13 protein-coding genes are annotated in these 19,365 nt (G+C 61.9%); 8 read left to right on the plus strand and 5 right to left on the minus strand.

Annotated features, from left to right (window positions below):
- Positions 1 to 141: 141 nt before the first annotated feature.
- Positions 142 to 1,158 carry an AraC family transcriptional regulator gene (locus KGB29_RS09625; RefSeq protein ID WP_150815013.1) on the minus strand — a complete coding sequence of 339 codons (1,017 nt, stop codon included), beginning with the start codon at positions 1,156 to 1,158 and terminating at the stop codon, positions 142 to 144.
- 356 nt (positions 1,159 to 1,514) lie between these two features.
- On the opposite strand from KGB29_RS09625, the gene KGB29_RS09630 reads away from it, so the two are divergent.
- The 8 genes from KGB29_RS09630 (at position 1,515) to KGB29_RS09665 (ending at position 13,428) form a co-directional block, all read left to right on the plus strand.
- Entirely contained in the window at positions 1,515 to 2,081 is a 567-nt protein-coding gene (locus KGB29_RS09630; RefSeq protein WP_154947350.1) for an RBBP9/YdeN family alpha/beta hydrolase, read from the plus strand.
- 124 nt (positions 2,082 to 2,205) lie between these two features.
- Positions 2,206 to 4,209, plus strand: a complete 2,004-nt coding sequence (locus KGB29_RS09635; protein ID WP_154947351.1) for a DUF1302 domain-containing protein — start codon at positions 2,206 to 2,208, stop codon at positions 4,207 to 4,209.
- 41 nt (positions 4,210 to 4,250) lie between these two features.
- The gene (locus tag KGB29_RS09640) at positions 4,251 to 5,609 is read left to right on the plus strand and encodes a DUF1329 domain-containing protein (protein WP_057716322.1); all 1,359 of its coding nucleotides are present in this window, start codon (positions 4,251 to 4,253) and stop codon (positions 5,607 to 5,609) included.
- Positions 5,610 to 5,712: 103 nt separating this feature from the next.
- Positions 5,713 to 6,804 carry a WD40/YVTN/BNR-like repeat-containing protein gene (locus KGB29_RS09645; protein WP_154947352.1) on the plus strand — a complete coding sequence of 364 codons (1,092 nt, stop codon included), beginning with the start codon at positions 5,713 to 5,715 and terminating at the stop codon, positions 6,802 to 6,804.
- A gap of 16 nt (positions 6,805 to 6,820) precedes the next feature.
- Positions 6,821 to 9,340 (plus strand): efflux RND transporter permease subunit, encoded by a 2,520-nt coding sequence (locus KGB29_RS09650; RefSeq protein WP_223473698.1) that lies wholly within the window; start codon positions 6,821 to 6,823, stop codon positions 9,338 to 9,340.
- A gap of 6 nt (positions 9,341 to 9,346) precedes the next feature.
- Complete coding sequence (locus KGB29_RS09655; RefSeq protein WP_154947354.1) at positions 9,347 to 11,125, plus strand: acyl-CoA dehydrogenase C-terminal domain-containing protein; 1,779 nt, start codon at positions 9,347 to 9,349, stop codon at positions 11,123 to 11,125.
- A gap of 24 nt (positions 11,126 to 11,149) precedes the next feature.
- Complete coding sequence (locus KGB29_RS09660) at positions 11,150 to 12,793, plus strand: fatty acid--CoA ligase (RefSeq protein WP_223616399.1); 1,644 nt, start codon at positions 11,150 to 11,152, stop codon at positions 12,791 to 12,793.
- Between the two features lie 293 nt (positions 12,794 to 13,086).
- Entirely contained in the window at positions 13,087 to 13,428 is a 342-nt protein-coding gene (locus KGB29_RS09665) for a potassium channel family protein (RefSeq protein WP_154947356.1), read from the plus strand.
- A 154-nt stretch (positions 13,429 to 13,582) separates the two neighbouring features.
- Here the strand turns inward: KGB29_RS09665 and KGB29_RS09670 are convergent, their stop codons facing one another.
- From KGB29_RS09670 to KGB29_RS09685, 4 genes are read right to left on the minus strand one after another with little or no spacing between them, the layout of a single operon-like run.
- On the minus strand, positions 13,583 to 13,804 hold the full coding sequence (locus KGB29_RS09670; RefSeq protein ID WP_057716316.1) for a formate dehydrogenase subunit delta: 222 nt from the start codon (positions 13,802 to 13,804) through the stop codon (positions 13,583 to 13,585).
- A complete protein-coding gene (fdhF, locus tag KGB29_RS09675) occupies positions 13,801 to 16,677 on the minus strand; it encodes a formate dehydrogenase subunit alpha (protein ID WP_154947357.1) in 2,877 nt (958 codons plus the stop codon). Before fdhF ends, KGB29_RS09670 begins: the two co-directional genes overlap by 4 nt.
- Positions 16,674 to 18,233, minus strand: coding sequence for a formate dehydrogenase beta subunit (locus KGB29_RS09680; RefSeq protein ID WP_154947358.1), 1,560 nt, complete (start codon positions 18,231 to 18,233; stop codon positions 16,674 to 16,676). Before KGB29_RS09680 ends, fdhF begins: the two co-directional genes overlap by 4 nt.
- The gene (locus KGB29_RS09685; protein WP_154947359.1) at positions 18,233 to 18,709 is read right to left on the minus strand and encodes a formate dehydrogenase subunit gamma; all 477 of its coding nucleotides are present in this window, start codon (positions 18,707 to 18,709) and stop codon (positions 18,233 to 18,235) included. The genes KGB29_RS09680 and KGB29_RS09685 overlap by 1 nt, the downstream gene beginning before the upstream one ends.
- Positions 18,710 to 19,365: the final 656 nt, after the last annotated feature.

The raw sequence follows: 19,365 nt of genomic DNA on the forward strand, positions 1-19,365 counted from the left end.
TCGCGAAGGCGGTGTATCAGTCGAAATTGATGTTGGCTGACACGACGCCTTCGCGAGCAAGCCCGCTCCCACAGGGATTGCAGTTCCAATCTCGCGCTTTCGGCGACTGTACCAGCAGTCGCCGTTTTTTTTGCCCTGCTGTCAGGACGGTTTCGCCCCAGCCTGTTTCTGCGCACGCCACGTCGCCGGCGGCATGCCGAACTGGCTGATGAACCAGCGGGTAAACGAGCTCGCCATCGAGTAGCCGAGCATGTCGGCAATGCGGCTGAGGGAGTAGTTGGGGTTGTCCAGATAACGCAGCACCAGGTCGCGGCGCACGTCGTTGATCACGTCGTTGAAGGCGCAGCCGTCGTCCTTGAGGCGGCGTTGCAGGGTGCGCACGTTCATGCCCTGGCTCTGGGCCACCTGCTCAATGGTGGCGCGCCCCATGGGCAACAGCAGGTAGATGGCCTTGCGCACCTCGAACAGCATCGAGGCGCCTTCGTGGTTCTGCAGCGAGTCGAGGTAGCCCTGGGCATAGCGGGCCATGGCCGGGTCAGCGTTGGGGTTGGTCATGTCGAGGCTGATGTCAGGGCAGACGATGCCGTTGAACTCGCTGCCGAACTCCAGGTTGCAGCCGAACAGCCGGCGATGCAGGTGCAGGTTGTCCGGTGGCTGGTGCATGAAGTTGACGCTGTAGGGATGCCAGTGTGAGCCCAGCAGGGCCGAGCACAGCCGGAACATTACACCGATGGCCAGCTCCGTGGCCTGGCGGCTGGGCATCGGCGTTTCGGTGACCACCTCTTCGCGAATGATCACCATCTTGCCGGCCTCCTCAATGAAGATGGCCAGCGAGTCATTCATCAGGTGCCGGTAATCCACGACGACCTGCAAGGCATCGCGCAGCGTGCGCTGGTGGCTGAGCAGCAGGCTGACCACGCCGAAGTCCGAGAGCTGGCGCGATTCGGCCATGCTCAGGCCGAAGGTCTGGCAGCCGCTGGCGGCGGCCGAGTCTTCCAGCAAACGGACGGCGGCATCGATATGGATGCGGTGTTCAGGGGCTTGCAGTTGGGCCCTGCTCAAGCCGACACCGGCCAGCACGTCGCGCGGGTTGAAACCCAAGTACTGGGTGACCTCCAGGTAGTTGGTCAAGACAGCGGCGCGAACAAGCTTGGTCATGCGAAAGTCTTCCCTGTGCCGATGGCGGTTGGCGTGAGCGTGGCGACTATATCCAGCGTATCAACAGTTGAACAGTTGTCATGTCGTTGATGGATTTCATGCCATACGGTCACCAATCTTCTACGCTGCATGGAGCCATCAGCGCTCATCCGTTGATTACAGTGACCTTGCGCCAACCTGCGGGGATTTTCGACCAGTGGTCGCACTGTCCTGCTGTCGGACAATTTGTCATCAAAAGAAAAGTGCATGACGTCCAATGTAAAGCGCTTCGGGTGGGCGCTCTTTAATGTCGACACTACAAAAAGCCCCTGGCGAAAACAGCCAGTCGAGTTATCGAGAAAGCGAAGGTGTTGACCGTGGACAAACTGCAAACTGCCGCCACCATTCTGATCGTTCCGGGTCTGCGCGAGCACGTGGCCGAACATTGGCAAACATTGCTTGCCGCCAGGCTGAGCAACGTGCGCAGTGTTGCGCCGCTGGAGACCGACAAACTCGATTGCATGGCCCGTGTGCGGGCGATTCAACACGAACTCGAACAAATCGACGGCCCCGTGATTCTGGTGGCCCACAGCGCCGGTGTGCTGATGGTCGCGCACTGGGCTGCGCACTACAGCCGTCCGATCAAGGGCGCTTTGCTGGCCGCGCCACCGGACCTCGATGCGGTCTGGCCGTCAAACTATCCGTCTTCCGAAACCCTGCGTAGCCAGGGCTGGAATCCTCTGCCGCAAGGCCCGCTGCCATTTCGCAGCATCGTGGCCGGCAGCACCAACGATCACTTGGCCAGCCTTCCTGCGGTCACCCGCATGGCAGAAGGCTGGGGCGCCGAATTGCTCAATCTGGGCGATGTCGGCCACCTCAATCCGGCCGCAGGATTTGGCCACTGGCAGCAAGCTGAAGCACTCATCCTGGAGATGGATCGCTAGTACAAGGAGCTGGACTGGCAGTACGCCAACCGGCATTTGCCCTTATTCCTTAAACGCAAACCCATCAATGTTTGCGCGAGGGCGGCTGCGCTTAAAACAAAGACAAAAAAGCGGAGACAACGCAATGCACAACAATAAGAGTCACGGCTTCACCGCTCCACGCTACACCTTGCTGGCCTCAGCCATTCTCGCGGCAACGGTACCTGCGGCCCATGCGGTCGAGATCGAGACGGGGAATCCGGACTGGAACGTCCGCGTGGATAACACCATCAAGTACAACTATGGCGTGCGCACCGAAAGTGCCGACAAACGCATGTTGGGAACGCCGAACAATAACGACGGCGACTACAACTTCCGCAAGGCCGGGACCAACATCACCAACCGTATCGATCTGTTGACCGAAATGGACGTGGTCTACAAGAACGCCATGGGCTTTCGCGTCAGCGCCGCCAGCTGGTACGACAAGGCCTATGACAACACCGGCTCCAACTCCAACCCGTTCGTCAACGGCAATGGATCGACCTCGGGCCTGATCGCCAATGACCCGCGCCTGGCCGGGGTCACCCGTGACAACGTCGGCAACGGCAGCTCGCACCTGAGCAATTATGCCCAGCGCTACTACAGCGGTCTTTCGGGCGAAATCCTCGATGCCTTCGTGTTCTACAGCACCGAAGTGGGCGAGGAGTCGATGTTCAGCGCCAAGGCCGGTCAGCACAACGTGTTCTGGGGCGAGACCATTCTCAACCCGGTGCACTCGGTCAGCTATGGCCAGTCCGGCCTCGACCTGGCCAAGCTTGCCGCGTCGCCGGGTACCGAGGCCAAGGAACTGTTCGTTCCGCGTAACCAGTTGTCGATGTCGTTCACCGTCAATCCCGAGCTGACCGTGGGTGCCCAGTATTTCCTGAATTGGGATGCCGCGCGTCTGCCGGAAGCGGGCACCTATTACGGTGGTTCCGACCTGGTCGGCTTCGGCGCGCAATCGTTCCTGTTGGGCAACACCAATGCCGTGGTACCGGGCAGCCCGCTAGGTTGTGGCCTGGCGCCGTGCAACGCCTTGACCAATGTGCGTCGTGGCAAGGACCTGACTCCGCATGACAGCGGTGACTGGGGCGTCATGGCCAAATGGTCGCCGGCTTGGCTGGATGGCACCCTCGGCGTTTACTACCGCGAAACCTCGGAAATCCTGCCCCAAGCCTATCTGGACGCCAGGGGCATTACCTCGGCCAACCCGAACGGCACCCGCCCGGCGGGGCAAGTGCCAGCGGTGATCAACACCCTCAATTCGCTGGACACCGCCACCTATCAACTGGCCTATGCCGACAACATCAAGATCCTTGGCCTGAGCTTGTCCAAGGACGTGGGTGGCGTGAGCGTGGGTTCGGACCTGAACGTTCGTCACAACATGCCGCTGGCCAGTATCCCGGCGATCGTCAGTACCCGCAGCCCGCTGGGCCTGGGGCAAGGGCTTGGCCTGCTGCCTGCACGTACGGACGCCACCGGTGTGGTCTATGACACCCCGAGCCGTGGCGACAGCATGAGCGCCACCGGTGACACCCTGCACTGGACGCTCAACGGTCTGATGACCCTGCCGAAAACGCCGGTGTTCGATCAGGCGACTGTGCTTGCCGAGTTGTACTACAGCAACCTGCTCAAGCTCGATAGCAAGAACGAAGCGCTCTACAAGGGTAAGGACAGCTATCGCGGCATCGACGCGCCAACCCGTGACAACTGGGGTCTGGCGGTCAACTTCACACCGACCTGGTACCAGGTATTCCCCGGTGTCGATCTCAACGCGCCGATGTCCGTCAACGTCGGTCTCGACGGTGTGTCGCCGGTCTCCGGTGGCGGTGCCAAGGACACCGGCAACTATGCCGTGGGCGTGGGCGCCATTGTCTACAACAAATACTTTGTCGACCTGAAGTACGTGGACTCTTTTGGCCAAACCGACAAGTGCAACGTCAGCGGTGTGAGCACCGGCTCAAAGGGCGGTGACGGCTCCACCCCGAACGCCTTCAGCGGCAACGAAAACTACGCCTGCTACGCCGGTGGCTACTCGTCCTTCTCCGGAGGTGGTGCCACGACTGAGGACCGTGGCGCCGTGTACCTGACGATGAAAACAACATTCTGATTCACCACTGATTTGCTCAATGCAAGCAGGAGAATAACAAGATGAAATTTGTAAAAACCGTGTTGGCCGCTTCGCTGGCCATGGTCTTCGCCGCTCAGGCACAGGCTGCTGTTTCAACCCAGGAAGCTGCCAAGCTGGGCACCAGCCTGACACAGGTAGGGGCTGAAAAAGCCGGGAACGCTGATGGTTCCATTCCTGCCTACAACGGTGGCCTGACCACCCCGCCGGCCAGCTTCAAGGCCGGCGACAGCATGCGCCCGGACCCGTTTGCCAGTGAAAAGCCGGTACTGGTGATCGACGGCAAAAACGTCGACCAGTACAAGGGCATGCTCACGGCGACCACGGTAGAACTGGCCAAGCGTTTCCCGACGTTCCGTGTCGACGTATTCCCGACGCACCGCACCGTTTCGCTGCCTCAAGCGATTCTGGATAACGGCGTGAAGAACGCCAGCGGCGCTAAGTCCCTGGAAGGTGGCCTGGCCATCGACAACGTGCTGCCGGGCATTCCATTCCCGATTCCGCAGTCGGGCAACGAAGCGATGTGGAACTTCCTGTTGCGCTACCAAGGCGTCAGCATCAGCTCCAAGTACGACTCCTGGAACGTTGACTCCGCGGGCGTTCCAAGCCTGGCGACCACCGGGCAAGCGAACATCTCCTACCCGATCTATGAAAACCTCTCGCAGCCGATCAGCAGCGCCGACGTGTACTACCAGATGAAGCTGGCATACACCGGCCCTGCGCGCCGCGCCGGTGAGGCGATCATGCTCAAGGACGCCGCCAACCCGTTGCAGCAACCGCGTCGCGCCTGGCAGTACTTGCCGGGGCAGCGCCGAGTGAAACTGGCTCCGAGCCTGGCTTACGACACGCCAAACCCGGGTACCGCCGGTGCGGGCACCTACGATGACGTGTTCGTCTTCAACGGTGCGCTGGATCGCTACGACTGGAAGCTGGTGGGCAAGCAGGAAATGATCGTGCCCTACAACACCTACAAGCTGACCTACGTGCAGGATCCGAAGTCGCTGACCACCGCCAATCACCTGTCACCTGACTTCGTACGCTGGGAAAAACACCGTGTATGGGTCGTCGAAGGCAACCTCAAGGCCGGTGCTCGTCACATCTACCAGAAGCGCCGCTTCTACCTCGACGAAGACAGCTGGACCGCTTTGGCCTCGGATCAATATGACGCCCGTGGTCAGCTCTATCGCGGTTCCTTCGCCTTCCTGAGCCAGAGCTATGACAAGCAGGTTCCGGACTCCACGCCGTTCATGATCTACGACCTGGTCGGTGGCTCCTACAACATCAACGGCGTAGTCGGCCCTTACGGCGGCATCAAGTACATCGAGCCGCTCTCCAAGGCCCAGTGGTCTTCGGAATCCCTGGCCGGCGCCGGTATTCGCTAAGCCAACCGCAAGCAGACGCTCCCACATGACCTGCACGGCGCAAGGTTTGAACGTCAGGCACACCGATGTGTGCCCCGGCGCGGTTTTCCGAAGAGGACGCAGCATGTGTTCGTATAAAAATAATATTTTGCAGCTGGCGTTTGGCGTTGTGCTCGGCCTGTCGCAGGGCATCGCCCAGGCGGCCGATTACGTCGATGTACTGGACCTGCCCGCCAGAGTCAGTGCCTTGGCGATCAACAGCCCGTTGTCCGGCATGACCCGCGCCGGCGGGCGTGTGATTGCCGTCGGCCAGCGTGGCCATATTCTGTTTTCCGATGATTCGGGAAACCACTGGCAACAGGCCGCCGTACCGGCCAGTGCCGACCTCACTGCGGTGAATTTTCCGACCACCACCCAAGGCTGGGCGGTGGGTAATGACGGCGTGGTGCTGCACAGCAGCGACGCCGGCGCGACTTGGCAAAAGCAGCTCGACGGCCGTCAGATCGGCGCCTTGCTGGTCAAGCATTACACGGCGCTGGCCAGCGCCGAACCGGGCAATGAGCAATGGCCCCAGTTGGCCATGGAAGGCCAACGACTAGCCGATCAGGGCGCGGACAAACCGCTGCTCGGCGTCTGGTTCGCCAACGACAAAACCGGCTATGTGGTCGGGGTATTCAACCTGATCCTGCGCACCGACGACGGTGGCCTGACCTGGACGCCATTCCAGGACCGCACCGACAACCCCCAGGGTTTCCATCTCAACGCCATCGCCTCTACCCGCGACAGTGTGTACATCGCGGGCGAGCAAGGCCTGCTGCTCAAATGGGACGACAGCGCCCAACGCTTCAATGCGGTACCGACGCCTTATCAAGGCAGCTTTTTCGGCGTGCTCGGCAAGCCTGGCGAAGTGCTGATCTATGGCCTGCGCGGCAACGTGCTGCGCAGCACCGACGGCGGCCAGAGCTGGACCGCACTGGACACCGGCCTGCACGTCAGCATCACCGCAGGCCTGATCGATGCCCGTGGCAATTATCGCTTGTTCACCCAGGGCGGGCAGATGCTGGTCAGCCAAGGAACGGGCGCGCAGTTGCATCTGAAGCAGCAACCGGCACCGACCCCGGTCGCCGGCGCCACCCAGTCCGCCGATGGCGCCTTGGTGCTGGCAGGCAGCCGTGGTGCCCGGACGCTGTCCGCCGATCCAGCCCTCGAACCCTAAGAGCGAGAACCCAGACATGGGCAATATCAAACAAGACGCCATGCCGGTGATCCGCGAACTGCGGGATTTCGACCACCGCTCCGGCAACCTCCTCGAACGGCTGGTGTTCAACTACCGCCCGCTGTTCATGCTGCTGATGGCGCTCGCCACCGTGGTGCTGGGCTTCATGGCCGTGACTCGCCTGGAGTTGCGCCCAAGCTTCGAAAAAATGATTCCCCAGAGCCAGCCCTACATCCAGAACTTCCTGGAAAACCGCCAGTCGCTGCGCGGTCTGGGCAACTCGGTGCGCGTGGTGGTCGAGAACACCCAGGGCGATATTTTCGATCCCGAATACCTGGACGTGCTCAAGCAGGTCAACGATCAACTGTTCCTCACCGAAGGCGTCGACCGCGCGTGGATGAAGTCGCTGTGGAGCCCGGCCGTGCGCTGGACCGAAGTCACCGAGGACGGTTTCCAGGGTGGCCCGGTGATGCCCGACACCTATTCGGGGCAGCCTGAACAGATCGAACAGTTGCGCCAGAACATCTCCCGCGCCGGTGTGGTGGGCAGCCTGGTAGCCAGTGATTTCAAGTCGACCATGCTGATCGTGCCGCTGATGGACAAAGCCGCCGCCGGCGGTCAACGCATCAACTACCACGCCTTCTCGCAGATGCTCGAAGAGCAGTTGCGCGACAAGATCGAATACGCTGGTGACAGCGCTGCGCGTAAATCCGGGGTCGAAGGCACCGGTCATTACAAGGTGCGGGTGATCGGCTTCGCCAAACTCATGGGCGACCTGATCGACGGCCTCATTCAAGTGATGATGTTCTTCGGCCTGGCCGTCGTCACGTCGCTGATCATCATCTACGCCTACACCCGTTGCGTGCGCAGCACCCTGCTGGTGGTCGGCTGCTCGCTGGTCGCGGTGGTCTGGCAACTGGGCATCGTCGCCTGGCTCGGCTACGCCATCGATCCGTACTCGGTGCTGGTGCCGTTCCTGATCTTCGCCATCGGTGTGTCCCACGCGGCGCAGAAGATGAACGGCATCATGCAGGACATCGCCCGCGGCACCCACAAACTGATCGCTGCGCGCTACACCTTCCGCCGTCTGTTCATCGCCGGCGTCACCGCATTGCTGGCCGACGCCGTGGGCTTCGCCGTGTTGATGCTGATCGATATTCCGGTGATCCAGGACCTGGCGATCACCGCCAGCATCGGCGTCGCGGTGCTGATCTTCACCTCGTTGCTGCTGATGCCGGTGGCGCTGTCCTATGTCGGTGTGGGCGCGAAAGCCGCCGAGCGTGCGCTGAAAATCGACAATCGCGCCGAACACCACAAAGGCTTCGGCAAACTGTGGGACCTGCTCGACCGCTTCACCACGCGCAAGTGGGCCACCGGTGCCGTATTGGTCGCAGTGTTGATGGGCATCGGCGGTTTCATGGTCAGCCTGAACCTGAAGATCGGCGACCTGGAAAGCGGGGCGCCGGAGCTGCGCGCCGACTCGCGCTACAACCGCGACAACGCCTACATCACCAGCCACTACGCGCTGTCCAGCGACCTGTTCGCGGTGATGATCAAGACCGCGCCGGAAGGCTGCCTGAACTACAAGACCCTGGTGCTGGCCGACCGCCTGGCCTGGGAGCTGCAACAGTATCCGGGCGTGCAGGCGACCGCGTCCTTGGTCAACGCGGTACGGCAGATCACTGCCGGTACTTATGAAGGCAACCCCAAGCTCAACAGCATCCAGCGCAACCAGGACGTGCTCAACTACGCCGCGCAGCAAGCCTCGGTCAACTCGCCGGAGCTGTTCAACACCGACTGCTCGCTGATGCCGGTGATCACCTTCCTCAAGGATCACAAGGCTGAAACCCTCGATGCCGTGGTGGCGATTGCCGACAAGTTCGCCAAGGAAAACAGCACCGAGGATCGCCAGTTCCTGCTCGCCGCCGGTACCGCGGGGATCGAGGCCGCGACCAACATCGTGGTGCGCGAAGCCAACCGCACCATGCTGCTGTACGTGTATGCGGCGGTGACGCTGTTCTGCCTGATCACCTTCCGCAGTTGGCGCGCCACACTGGTGGCCCTGTTGCCGCTGGTGCTGACCTCGATCCTCTGCGAAGCCTTGATGGTGGCCATGGGTATCGGCGTGAAAGTCGCGACCTTGCCGGTGATCGCCCTCGGGGTGGGCATCGGCGTCGACTACGCCTTGTACCTGCTCAGCGTGCAATTGCACTTCCAGCGCCAAGGCTTGCCGCTGTCCCAGGCCTATCGCAACGCCGTGTCCTTCACCGGCCGGGTGGTCGGGCTGGTGGGCATCACCCTCGCCGCCGGTGTGGTGTGCTGGGTCTGGTCGCCGATCAAGTTCCAGGCCGACATGGGCATCCTGCTGACCTTCATGTTCCTGTGGAACATGCTCGGCGCGCTGATCCTGATTCCCGCTCTGTCGTACTTCCTGCTGCGCGAACGGGCACCCAAGCCCGGTTCTGTCGCGGCAACCGAAAACACCGAATCCACTGAACGTCCCGGCATGCCCCATGCCGTGACCACTTCCGAGTAAGCCAAGATGTCTGATTACAAAGCTCCCCTGCGCGACATGCGCTTCGTACTCAACGAGGTTTTTCAGGTGTCCCGGCTCTGGGCACAATTGCCCGGCCTGGCCGACGTGATCGATGAAGAGACCGCCGCCGCCATCCTCGAAGAGGCCGGCAAGATCAGCGGCGAAGTGATCGCGCCACTGAACCGCGCCAGCGACGAACAGGGCTGCACCTGGAACGGCGGCGCGGTCACCGCCCCGGACGGTTTTGCCCAGGCCTATCAAGCCTTCGCCGAAGGCGGTTGGGTGGGTGTCGGCGGTGATCCGCAGTACGGCGGCATGGGTATGCCCAAGGCGATTTCGGCCCAGGTCGAAGAGATGGTCAACTCGGCCAGCCTGTCGTTCGGCCTGTACCCGATGCTGACCGCCGGCGCCTGCCTGTCGATCAAGGCTCACGCCAGTGAAGAACTGAAAGCGGCTTACTTGCCGAACATGTACGCCGGCACCTGGACCGGTTCGATGTGCCTGACCGAAGCCCATTCCGGCACCGACCTGGGCCTGATCCGCACCAAGGCAGAACCCCAGGCCGATGGCAGCTACAAGGTCAGCGGCAGCAAGATTTTCATCACCGGTGGCGAGCACGACCTGACGGAAAACATCATCCATCTGGTACTGGCGCGGCTGCCCGATGCACCGGCAGGCCCGAAAGGCATCTCGCTGTTCCTGGTGCCGAAAGTGCTGGTCAACGCCGACGGTTCGCTGGGTGAAAACAACGCGCTGTCCTGCGGCTCCATCGAACACAAGATGGGCATCAAGGCGTCCGCCACCTGCGTGATGAACTTCGACGGCGCCACCGGCTGGATCGTCGACGCACCGAACAAAGGCCTGGCGGCGATGTTCACCATGATGAACTACGAGCGTCTGGGCGTGGGCATCCAGGGCTTGGCCCAAGGCGAGCGCTCGTACCAGAACGCCGTCGAATACGCCCGTGACCGTCTGCAAAGCCGTGCGCCAACCGGTGCGCAATTCAAGGACAAGGCCGCCGACCCGATCATCGTGCACCCGGACGTGCGCCGCATGCTGTTGACCATGAAAGCCTTGAACGAAGGCGGCCGTGCGTTCTCCAGCTACGTGGCCCTGCAACTGGACATCGCCAAGTACAGCGAAGACGCACCGACACGCCAGCGCGCGCAGGATCTGGTATCGCTGCTGACGCCGGTGGCCAAGGCCTTCCTCACCGACATGGGCCTGGAAACCACCCTCCATGGCCAGCAGATCTTCGGCGGCCACGGCTACATCCGCGAGTGGGGTCAGGAGCAACTGGTGCGTGATGTGCGCATCACCCAGATCTACGAAGGCACCAACGGCATCCAGTCCCTGGACCTGGCCGGGCGCAAGATCGTCGGCAGCGGCGGGGCGCTCTACCGCTTGTTCGCTTCGGAAATCCGCAACTTCACCGCCAACGTTGGCGCTGACCTTGCCGAGTTCATCCAACCGCTGAACGCCGCCGTCGACACTCTCGACGACCTGACCGCGTGGCTGCTGGACCGGGCACAAAACAACCCGAACGAAATCGGCGCGGCCTCGGTCGAGTACCTGCATGTGTTCGGCTACACCGCTTACGCCTACATGTGGGCGCGCATGGCCAAGGCCGTCATGAGCGGCGATGGCGAGGACGATTTCTACACCAGCAAACTGGCCACCGCGCGTTTCTACTTCGCCCGGTTGCTGCCGCGTATCCACTCGTTGAGCGCATCGGCCAAGGCCGGCAGCGACTGCCTCTACGAGCTGCAAGCCGATCAGTTCTGATCGAAAGGACAAGGAACCTTAAACATGATGGCGACAAAAATAATTCCGCCCGCCGACGGCGCCTATGCCTACCCCTTGCTGATCAAGCAATTGCTGCTGTCCGGCGTGCGCTACGAGCCGGGCCGGGAAATCGTCTACGCCGACAAGCTGCGCTACAGCTACCAGACCCTCAACAAGCGTATTCGCCGCCTGGCCAATGCGCTGACCGCAGCCGGGGTCAAGGCCGGTGACACCGTGGCCCTGCTCGATTGGGACAGCCACCGCTACCTGGAATGCTTCTTCGCCGTGCCGATGATCGGCGCGGTGCTGCACTCGGTGAACATTCGTCTGTCGCCGGAGCAGGTGCTGTTCACCATGAACCACGCCGAGGATGACCTGGTGCTGGTGCATGATGATTTCCTGCCCTTGGTCGAGCAGATCCACGGTCGGCTGGAAACCGTTAAAGGCTACCTGCAGCTCACCGATGACGAGGCGACCACGACCTCGCTGCCGGTGTTGGGCGAGTACGAGCACCTGCTGTCCCTGGCCTCGGACCAGTACGATTTCCCCGATTTCGACGAGAACTCGGTCGCCACGCTGTTCTACACCACCGGCACCACCGGCGACCCGAAAGGCGTGTACTTCAGCCACCGCCAGTTGGTGCTGCACACCCTGAATGCCGTCGGCACCCTGGGCGTCTATCAGGGCCAGCCGCTGCTGCGCTCCGACGACGTGTACATGCCGATCACGCCGATGTTCCATGTGCATGCGTGGGGCGTGCCGTATGTCGCGACCCTGATAGGCATCAAGCAGGTCTACCCGGGCCGCTACGAACCCAACAGCCTGGTCAAGCTGTACCGTGAAGAGAAGGTGACCTTCTCCCACTGCGTGCCGACCATCCTGCAGATGATCCTCAACTGTGAGGAAGGCAAGGCGACCCGTTTCGATGGCTGGAAAATGCTCCTGGGCGGCAGCGCGCTGACCCTCGGCGTGGCCAGCGAAGCCAATGCCAAAGGCATGGTGGTGCACGCAGGCTACGGCATGTCCGAGACCTGCCCGTTGCTGTGCCTGACGTACCTGCGCGATGAAGACCTGCAGCTGTCCGCCGAAGCGCAACTGCCGATCCGCATCAAGACCGGCACCCCGGTGCCATTGGTCGACCTGAAGATCATCGACGCCGACGGCAAAGATGTGCCCCATGACGGCGAGTCCCTGGGCGAGATCGTGGTACGCGCGCCGTGGCTGACCCAGGGCTATCTGAAAGCCCCGGACAAAGGCGCGGAGCTGTGGCACAACGGCTGGCTGCACACCGGCGACATGGCCTCGATCGACAAGCTCGGCGGCGTGGAAATCAAGGACCGCATCAAGGACGTGATCAAGACGGGCGGTGAGTGGATCAGCTCCCTGGAACTCGAAAGCCTGATCAGCGAACACCCAGGCGTGATGTCTGTCGCCGTGGTGGGCATTGCCGACGAACAATGGGGTGAACGCCCGATGGCCATGGTCGTTTGCGAGCCCGGGCAATACCTCGACCGCAAGATTCTGGAGACGCACCTGCAAGCCTTCGTCGATGGCGGCCGCATCAACAAATGGGCGATTCCCAAGCAGTTCAAGTTCGTCGCCGAAATCCCCAAGACCAGCGTCGGCAAGATCAACAAGAAGCTGATTCGGGAAACTGAAGCGAACTGACCCGAACTGACCCGAACACTGTAGGAGCGAGCTTGCTCGCGATGGACTCAAGGGCGTCGCGTTTATCCTGTAAACACGCGTTATCGTTGACGACCATCGCGAGCAAGCTCGCTCCTACAACGAATTCAACAGTGGGCGGTTTCTGGATAGTTTGCGGGGCGTCATCTTTGTCATAGTCCTCGTCAGAGATAACGCCCCGTTAGTCGCAGTTTTCAGCGCCTGTGCCAAGCTGAACGGGGTATTAGCGCCGGGCATTCAAATGTCGGCCAGTCAACCCCCAGGAAGCCCATGCCATGAACCTCGCCCGTGCATCAAACGTCCGCCACGAGTTCTACAAAGCCGTCTGGTTCTATTTAAAAGTGGTCTGGCCGATCTTCTCGATACTGCTTTTGGTGATCATTGCGTTCGGCCTCATCATCGCCCACCTGGAAGGCTGGGGCCCATTAGACGGTATCTACTTCGCCTTCGTGACCGGCCTGACCATCGGCTATGGAGAGCTGGTGCCCAAACTGGGTGTGTCGCGGGTGCTGGCGATCCTGCTGGGTTTCAACGGCGTGCTGATGACCGCGACATTCGCGGCGATCAGTGTCCGGGCCATTGAAGTGACGGTGACGGCGGCGAGGAAGGAGGTATAGGGTGTAGCCTGGTCAACCCAAAGCCAAACCCCAACACAAAACCCTTGTGGGAGCGAGCTTGCTCGCGATAGCGGCGTATCAGCCAGCAAAAATGCTGAATGTTAAGCCCTCATCGCGAGCAAGCTCGCTCCCACAGTTTTTTGCAGCCAGCAGGCTAAGCCTCCCAACCCGCCCCAGTCACCGCCGCCTGCACCAGCGGGTGCAAGTCCGCCCCTTGATGCTCCGTCTGCCACGCCAGCAATTCCTTGCGCATGCTGGGCGCCCAGTACATCTGCATATGATTGCGCACACTGAGCACCGCCTGTTGCTGGTCGGGCTGGCTGGCAAAGTACTGGGCGATCTGGTTGGCCATCTTGATCAGGTTGTTCGTGCTCATCGGCGTACCTCCGCTTTGGCGCCACGGCCCCGGTCCTTGAGCAGACGATGCTGTTCATCGCTGAATTCCTGGAAGCGTTTTTGCCACTCCGAAGGATGATAAACGCGGCTGACTTCCACGGCGGTGACCTTGTACTCCGGACAGTTGGTGGCCCAGTCCGAGTTGTCGGTGGTGATGACGTTGGCGCCCGATTCCGGGAAGTGGAAGGTGGTGTACACCACGCCCGGGGCGACCCGTTCGGTGATCCGCGCACGCAGCACGGTTTGCCCGGCGCGGCTGCCGATACCGACCCAGTCACCTTCGTTGATGCCACGGCTCTCGGCGTCGGTCGGGTGGATTTCCAGGCGGTCTTCGTCATGCCAGGCGACGTTGTCGGTACGCCGGGTTTGAGCACCGACGTTGTACTGGCTGAGGATGCGCCCGGTGGTCAGCAGCAGCGGATAGCGGCTGTTGACCTTTTCCTCGGTGGGCACGTAGCCGGTGAGCATGAAGCGCCCCTTGCCGCGCACGAACTCCTCGATGTGCATGGTCGGCGTACCGTCCGGTGCCTCGGCGTTGCACGGCCATTGCAGGCTGCCGTGGCTATCCAGTGCGGCGTAGCTGACGTTGGTGAAGGTCGGCGTCAGGCTGGCGATCTCATCCATGATTTGCGACGGGTGCGTGTAGTTCATCGGGTAGCCCAAGGCATTGGCCAGGGCCACCGTGCCTTCCCAGTCGGCCTTGCCGCCCAGCGGGTCCATGACTTTGCGTACCCGCGAGATACGCCGCTCGGCGTTGGTGAAGGTGCCGTCTTTTTCCAGGAACGAACTGCCCGGCAGGAACACATGGGCGAACTTGGCGGTTTCGTTGAGGAAAATATCCTGCACCACCACGCACTCCATGGCCGACAAAGCGGCGGTGACGTGCTGGGTATTCGGATCGCTCTGGGCGATGTCTTCGCCCTGGCAATACAGACCCTTGAAACTGCCGGCCAGTGCCGACTCGAACATGTTGGGGATGCGCAGGCCCGGGTCGGGTTGCAGGGTGACGTTCCAGGCCTGTTCGAACTGCGCCCGCACCACCTCGTTGGAGATGTGCCGGTAGCCAGGTAGTTCATGGGGGAAGGAGCCCATGTCGCAGGAGCCCTGAACGTTGTTCTGCCCCCGCAGCGGGTTCACGCCCACGCCTTCGCGGCCGATGTTGCCCGTGGCCATGGCCAGGTTGGCAATGCCCATCACGGATGTACTGCCCTGGCTGTGCTCGGTAACGCCCAGGCCGTAGTAGATCGCCGCATTGCCACCGGTGGCATACAGGCGCGCAGCGGCACGGATGTCGGCAGCGGGTACACCGCAGATCGGGCCGAGGGCTTCCGGCGAGTTTTCCGCGCGGCTGACAAACTCACTCCAGGTCGCGAAATCGCTACCCTCGCAACGGGCGTCGATAAAGGCCTGGTTTTGCAGGCCTTCAGTGATGATCACGTGGGCCAAGGCATTGAGCATGGCGACGTTGGTGCCAGGGCGCAGAGCCAAGTGATATTCGGCGCGGGCATGCACCGTATCCACCAGATCGATGCGCCGTGGATCGATGACGATCAGCCGTGCGCCTTCACGCAGGCGGCGTTTGAGTTGCGAGGCGAACACCGGGTGGGCGTCGCTGGGGTTGGCGCCCATCACCAGGATCACATCGGCCTGCATCACCGAGTCGAAACTCTGGGTACCGGCGGACTCGCCCAGGGTTTGTTTCAGGCCATAGCCGGTCGGCGAGTGGCAGACCCGTGCGCAGGTGTCGACGTTGTTGTTGCCGAAGGCGGCGCGCACCAGTTTCTGCACCAGATAGGTTTCTTCGTTGGTGCAACGGCTGGAGGTGATGCCACCGATGGAGTCGCGGCCATATTTTTGCTGCAGACGTCGGAATTCGCTGGCGGCGTAAGTCACCGCTTCATCCCAGCTGACTTCCTGCCAAGGGTCGCTGATGTGCTTGCGGATCATCGGCTTGGTGATGCGATCCGGGTGGGTGGCGTAGCCCCAGGCAAAGCGCCCTTTGACGCAAGAGTGGCCATGGTTGGCCTGTCCGTTCTTGTCCGGAACCATACGCACCAACTGGTCGCCTTTCATCTCGGCGCGGAACGAGCAACCCACGCCGCAATAGGCACAGGTGGTGATCACGCTACGTTCCGGTTGGCCCAGCTCGACCACGCTTTTTTCCATCAGCGTCGCGGTAGGGCAGGCCTGCACGCAGGCGCCGCAGGACACGCATTCCGAATCGAGGAAGTTCTCGCCACCGGCCGCAGCCACGCGGGACTCAAAACCACGCCCGGTAATGGTCAGGGCGAAGGTGCCCTGGGTTTCTTCGCAGGCGCGCACGCAACGGTTGCAGACGATGCACTTGCTCGGGTCGTAGTCGAAGTAGGGGTTGGAGGTGTCTTTCACGTCCTCCAGATGGTTTTCGCCTTCATAGCCATAACGCACTTCCCGCAGGCCGACCTGTCCGGCGACGGTTTGCAGCTCGCAGTTGCCGTTGGCCGAGCAGGTCAGGCAGTCCAGCGGGTGATCGGAGATGTACAACTCCATGACATTGCGCCGCAGGGTCGCGAGCTTTGGCGTCTGGGTATGCACGGTCATGCCTTCAGTGACCGGCGTGGTGCAGGACGCGGGGTAGCCGCGCATGCCGTCGATCTCCACCAGGCACATGCGGCAGGAGCCAAAGGCTTCCAGGCTGTCAGTGGCACAGAGTTTCGGAATGGTGGTGCCCAGCAGCGCGGCGGCGCGCATCACCGAGGTGCCTTCGGGCACGCTGATGCTGCGGCCATCGATGTTCAGGGTGACCTGCACCTGGCTGTCGCGGGCTGGCGTACCCAGATCGATATCGGTTTTCGGGTCGAAGAGAGTGATCATTGCTCGGCCTCCGAGGGCTGCAAGCCGAAGTCGGCGGGGAAGTGCTTGAGGGCGCTGGCGACCGGGAAGGAAACCATGCCGCCCAATGCGCACAGCGAACCGTATTGCAGGGTGTCGCACAGGTCCTTGAGGATGATTACCTGCTCATCGCGACCACTCGCGTCAGGCGCGGCGAGCAGGCGGTCGATCACCTCAACGCCACGGGTCGAGCCGATGCGGCACGGGGTGCATTTGCCACAGGATTCCTCGGCGCAAAACTGCATCGCGAAGCGCGCCATGTGGGCCATGTCCAGGCTGTCGTCAGCCACCACCACACCACCGTGACCAAGCATGGCGCCGATGGCCGTAAAGGCTTCGTAATCCAGCGGTGTATCGAATTGCGAAGGTGGCACCCAGGCGCCAAGCGGGCCGCCAACCTGTGCGGCCTTCAGCGGCCGGCCACTGGCGGTCCCGCCGCCGTAGTCTTCCACCAGTTCGCGCAGGGTCAGGCCAAAGGCCCGTTCCACCAGACCGCCGTGACGAATATTGCCCGCGAGCTGGAAGGGCATGGTGCCCAGGGAACGGCCCATGCCGTAATCGCGATAGAACTGCGCACCCTTGGCCAGAATCAGCGGCACCGAGGCCAAAGTCAGCACGTTGTGCACCAGCGTCGGCAGGCCGAACAGACCCTTCAAGGCAGGAATTGGCGGCTTGGCACGAACGATCCCGCGCTTGCCTTCGAGGGAGTCCAGCAACGCGGTTTCTTCACCACAGATGTAAGCACCGGCACCGACTCGCACTTCCATATCGAAGGCCTGGCCGCTGCCGCCGACATTGGCGCCGAGGTAACCGGCGTCTCGGGCGATGTTCAACGCCGCACGCAGCGTGGCCACGGCATCCGGGTATTCCGAGCGCACATAAATGTAGCCGTAGGTGGCCCCGACGCAGAGACCGGCAATGGCCATGCCTTCGATCAGCAGGAAGGGGTCGCCTTCCATCAACATGCGGTCGGCGAAAGTGCCGGAGTCGCCTTCGTCGGCGTTGCATACGATGTACTTTTGCGAAGCTTCGGTCGCACGTACCGTGCGCCATTTGATCCCGGCGGGGAAAGCCGCGCCGCCACGGCCACGCAGGCCTGAATCGAACACCGCCGTCGCGGTCTGCTCGCCGCCAAGGGCGATGGCCTGGGTCAAGCCCTCGAAACCGCCATGAGCCCGGTAATCCTCGAGGGACAGCGGCCGGGTAATACCAGCACGGGCGAACAACAGGCGTTGTTGAGTCTTCAGATAAGGCAATTCTTCCACCAGTCCCAAGGCCAGTGGATGAGCGGACGGCTCACCTTGCAGGGCATCGAGCACCGACGGCACATCGGCAGCGGTCAATGGGCCGAAACCGATCCGGCCTTGGGGGCTGTCCACTTCCAGCAGCGGCTCCAGCCAGTACAGGCCGCGCGAACTGGTGCGCTGTAGCTCCAGCGGCAGATTGCGTTCCTTGGCCTGAGTGATCAGGGCCACGGATACCTCATCGGCACCCACGGCACGGGCTAGCGAATCACAGGGCAGATAGAGAGTCGGCATCACGCGTCCTCCCGGCAAGCGTCGAGCAAGGCATCCAGACGCTCAGCGCTCAGCCGCGCATGCACCCGACCATCCAGCTCTAAAGCAGGCGAACAGGCACAGGCACCGAGGCAATACACCGGACGCAAACTGATGCTGCCATCGGCGCTGCTACCGTGATCGTCCAGTTGCAGCCGCTCACGCAACTGCTCGGCCAACTGCTCGGCACCGCGGCTCTTGCACGACTCAGCCCGGCACAGCCGCAGGATATGTTTGGCCGGCGGCGCGGTACGGAAGTCATGGTAAAAACTGATCACCCCACGAACCTCGGCCTGGCTCAGATTGAGGGCATGAGCAATCTCGGGGACGGCGACATCGGGGACGTAACCGATGCGTTCCTGAATATCATGAAGAATGGGCAACAGCGCACCCGCAGAGCCCTTGTGGCGCTCCAGCAGACTGTTGACCACAGGCAGGTGCAACATCTCATCAGGCATTCAGCAATCCTCACGGTCACGGACAAACCAGATGGTCGTCGGTCGTCCGAAAGTGTCGGCTGCGGCACTCACACCACGTCACGGTATCGTGGCATTTTCAGGCCGTTGGCCAGGGCACCCTGAGCGGGCATCTTGTTGTGCCCGACGCGGTCTTCGCCGCATCTCTACTGGGCATAAAGGGCAGCTTGCCACGCTGCTGTTGATCGACCTGCACCAAAGCGACGTGCTCGGTTCTGCCTACGACTATCCATTAAGTCTAGATGAGTGCCGCAAGGGGCGTTCACACACTGGCCTAATGCCCGAAGGGCTTGTCGAAGGCTGATGTATAGCAAGCATTACAGGTGAGAAGAAGCATCAGAACCGTGGGCAATTTTACGGAACAGATCCGCCGATCCATTCCGCTACAAACCGAAAGCCATCCCCCGAACCGAACACAAAAAGCCCCGAAAAACCTCAAGGCCAAGCCGAAATACCACCCGCCACACAACCCCCCTGTGGGAGCGAGCTTGCTCGCGATAGCGCCAGCCCAACCACCCTCAATGCTGAAGATTGCACCACAAACCCACTCACACACTGGGGCCAAACAATGCCCGCCAGCCCACTGCAACCCCCTGTGGAAGCGGGCTTGCTCGCGAAAAACGCAAGGCATCCACGTG

It is taken from the genome of Pseudomonas sp. BF-B-30 (assembly GCF_019956305.1).
GTDB classification, from domain to species: Bacteria; Pseudomonadota; Gammaproteobacteria; order Pseudomonadales; family Pseudomonadaceae; genus Aquipseudomonas; species Aquipseudomonas jessenii.

Bases quoted from the DNA above. Each gene is read 5' to 3' on its own strand.
- fdhF (WP_154947357.1), bottom strand. From the start codon at position 16,677: ATGATCACTCTCTTCGACCCGAAAACCGATATCGATCTGGGTACGCCA.
- KGB29_RS09680 (WP_154947358.1), bottom strand. From the start codon at position 18,233: ATGCCGACTCTCTATCTGCCCTGTGATTCGCTAGCCCGTGCCGTGGGT.
- KGB29_RS09645 (WP_154947352.1), top strand. From the start codon at position 5,713: ATGTGTTCGTATAAAAATAATATTTTGCAGCTGGCGTTTGGCGTTGTG.
- KGB29_RS09640 (WP_057716322.1), top strand. From the start codon at position 4,251: ATGAAATTTGTAAAAACCGTGTTGGCCGCTTCGCTGGCCATGGTCTTC.
- KGB29_RS09635 (WP_154947351.1), top strand. From the start codon at position 2,206: ATGCACAACAATAAGAGTCACGGCTTCACCGCTCCACGCTACACCTTG.
- KGB29_RS09650 (WP_223473698.1), top strand. From the start codon at position 6,821: ATGGGCAATATCAAACAAGACGCCATGCCGGTGATCCGCGAACTGCGG.
- KGB29_RS09660 (WP_223616399.1), top strand. From the start codon at position 11,150: ATGATGGCGACAAAAATAATTCCGCCCGCCGACGGCGCCTATGCCTAC.
- KGB29_RS09655 (WP_154947354.1), top strand. From the start codon at position 9,347: ATGTCTGATTACAAAGCTCCCCTGCGCGACATGCGCTTCGTACTCAAC.
- KGB29_RS09685 (WP_154947359.1), bottom strand. From the start codon at position 18,709: ATGCCTGATGAGATGTTGCACCTGCCTGTGGTCAACAGTCTGCTGGAG.
- KGB29_RS09665 (WP_154947356.1), top strand. From the start codon at position 13,087: ATGAACCTCGCCCGTGCATCAAACGTCCGCCACGAGTTCTACAAAGCC.
- KGB29_RS09670 (WP_057716316.1), bottom strand. From the start codon at position 13,804: ATGAGCACGAACAACCTGATCAAGATGGCCAACCAGATCGCCCAGTAC.
- KGB29_RS09625 (WP_150815013.1), bottom strand. From the start codon at position 1,158: ATGACCAAGCTTGTTCGCGCCGCTGTCTTGACCAACTACCTGGAGGTC.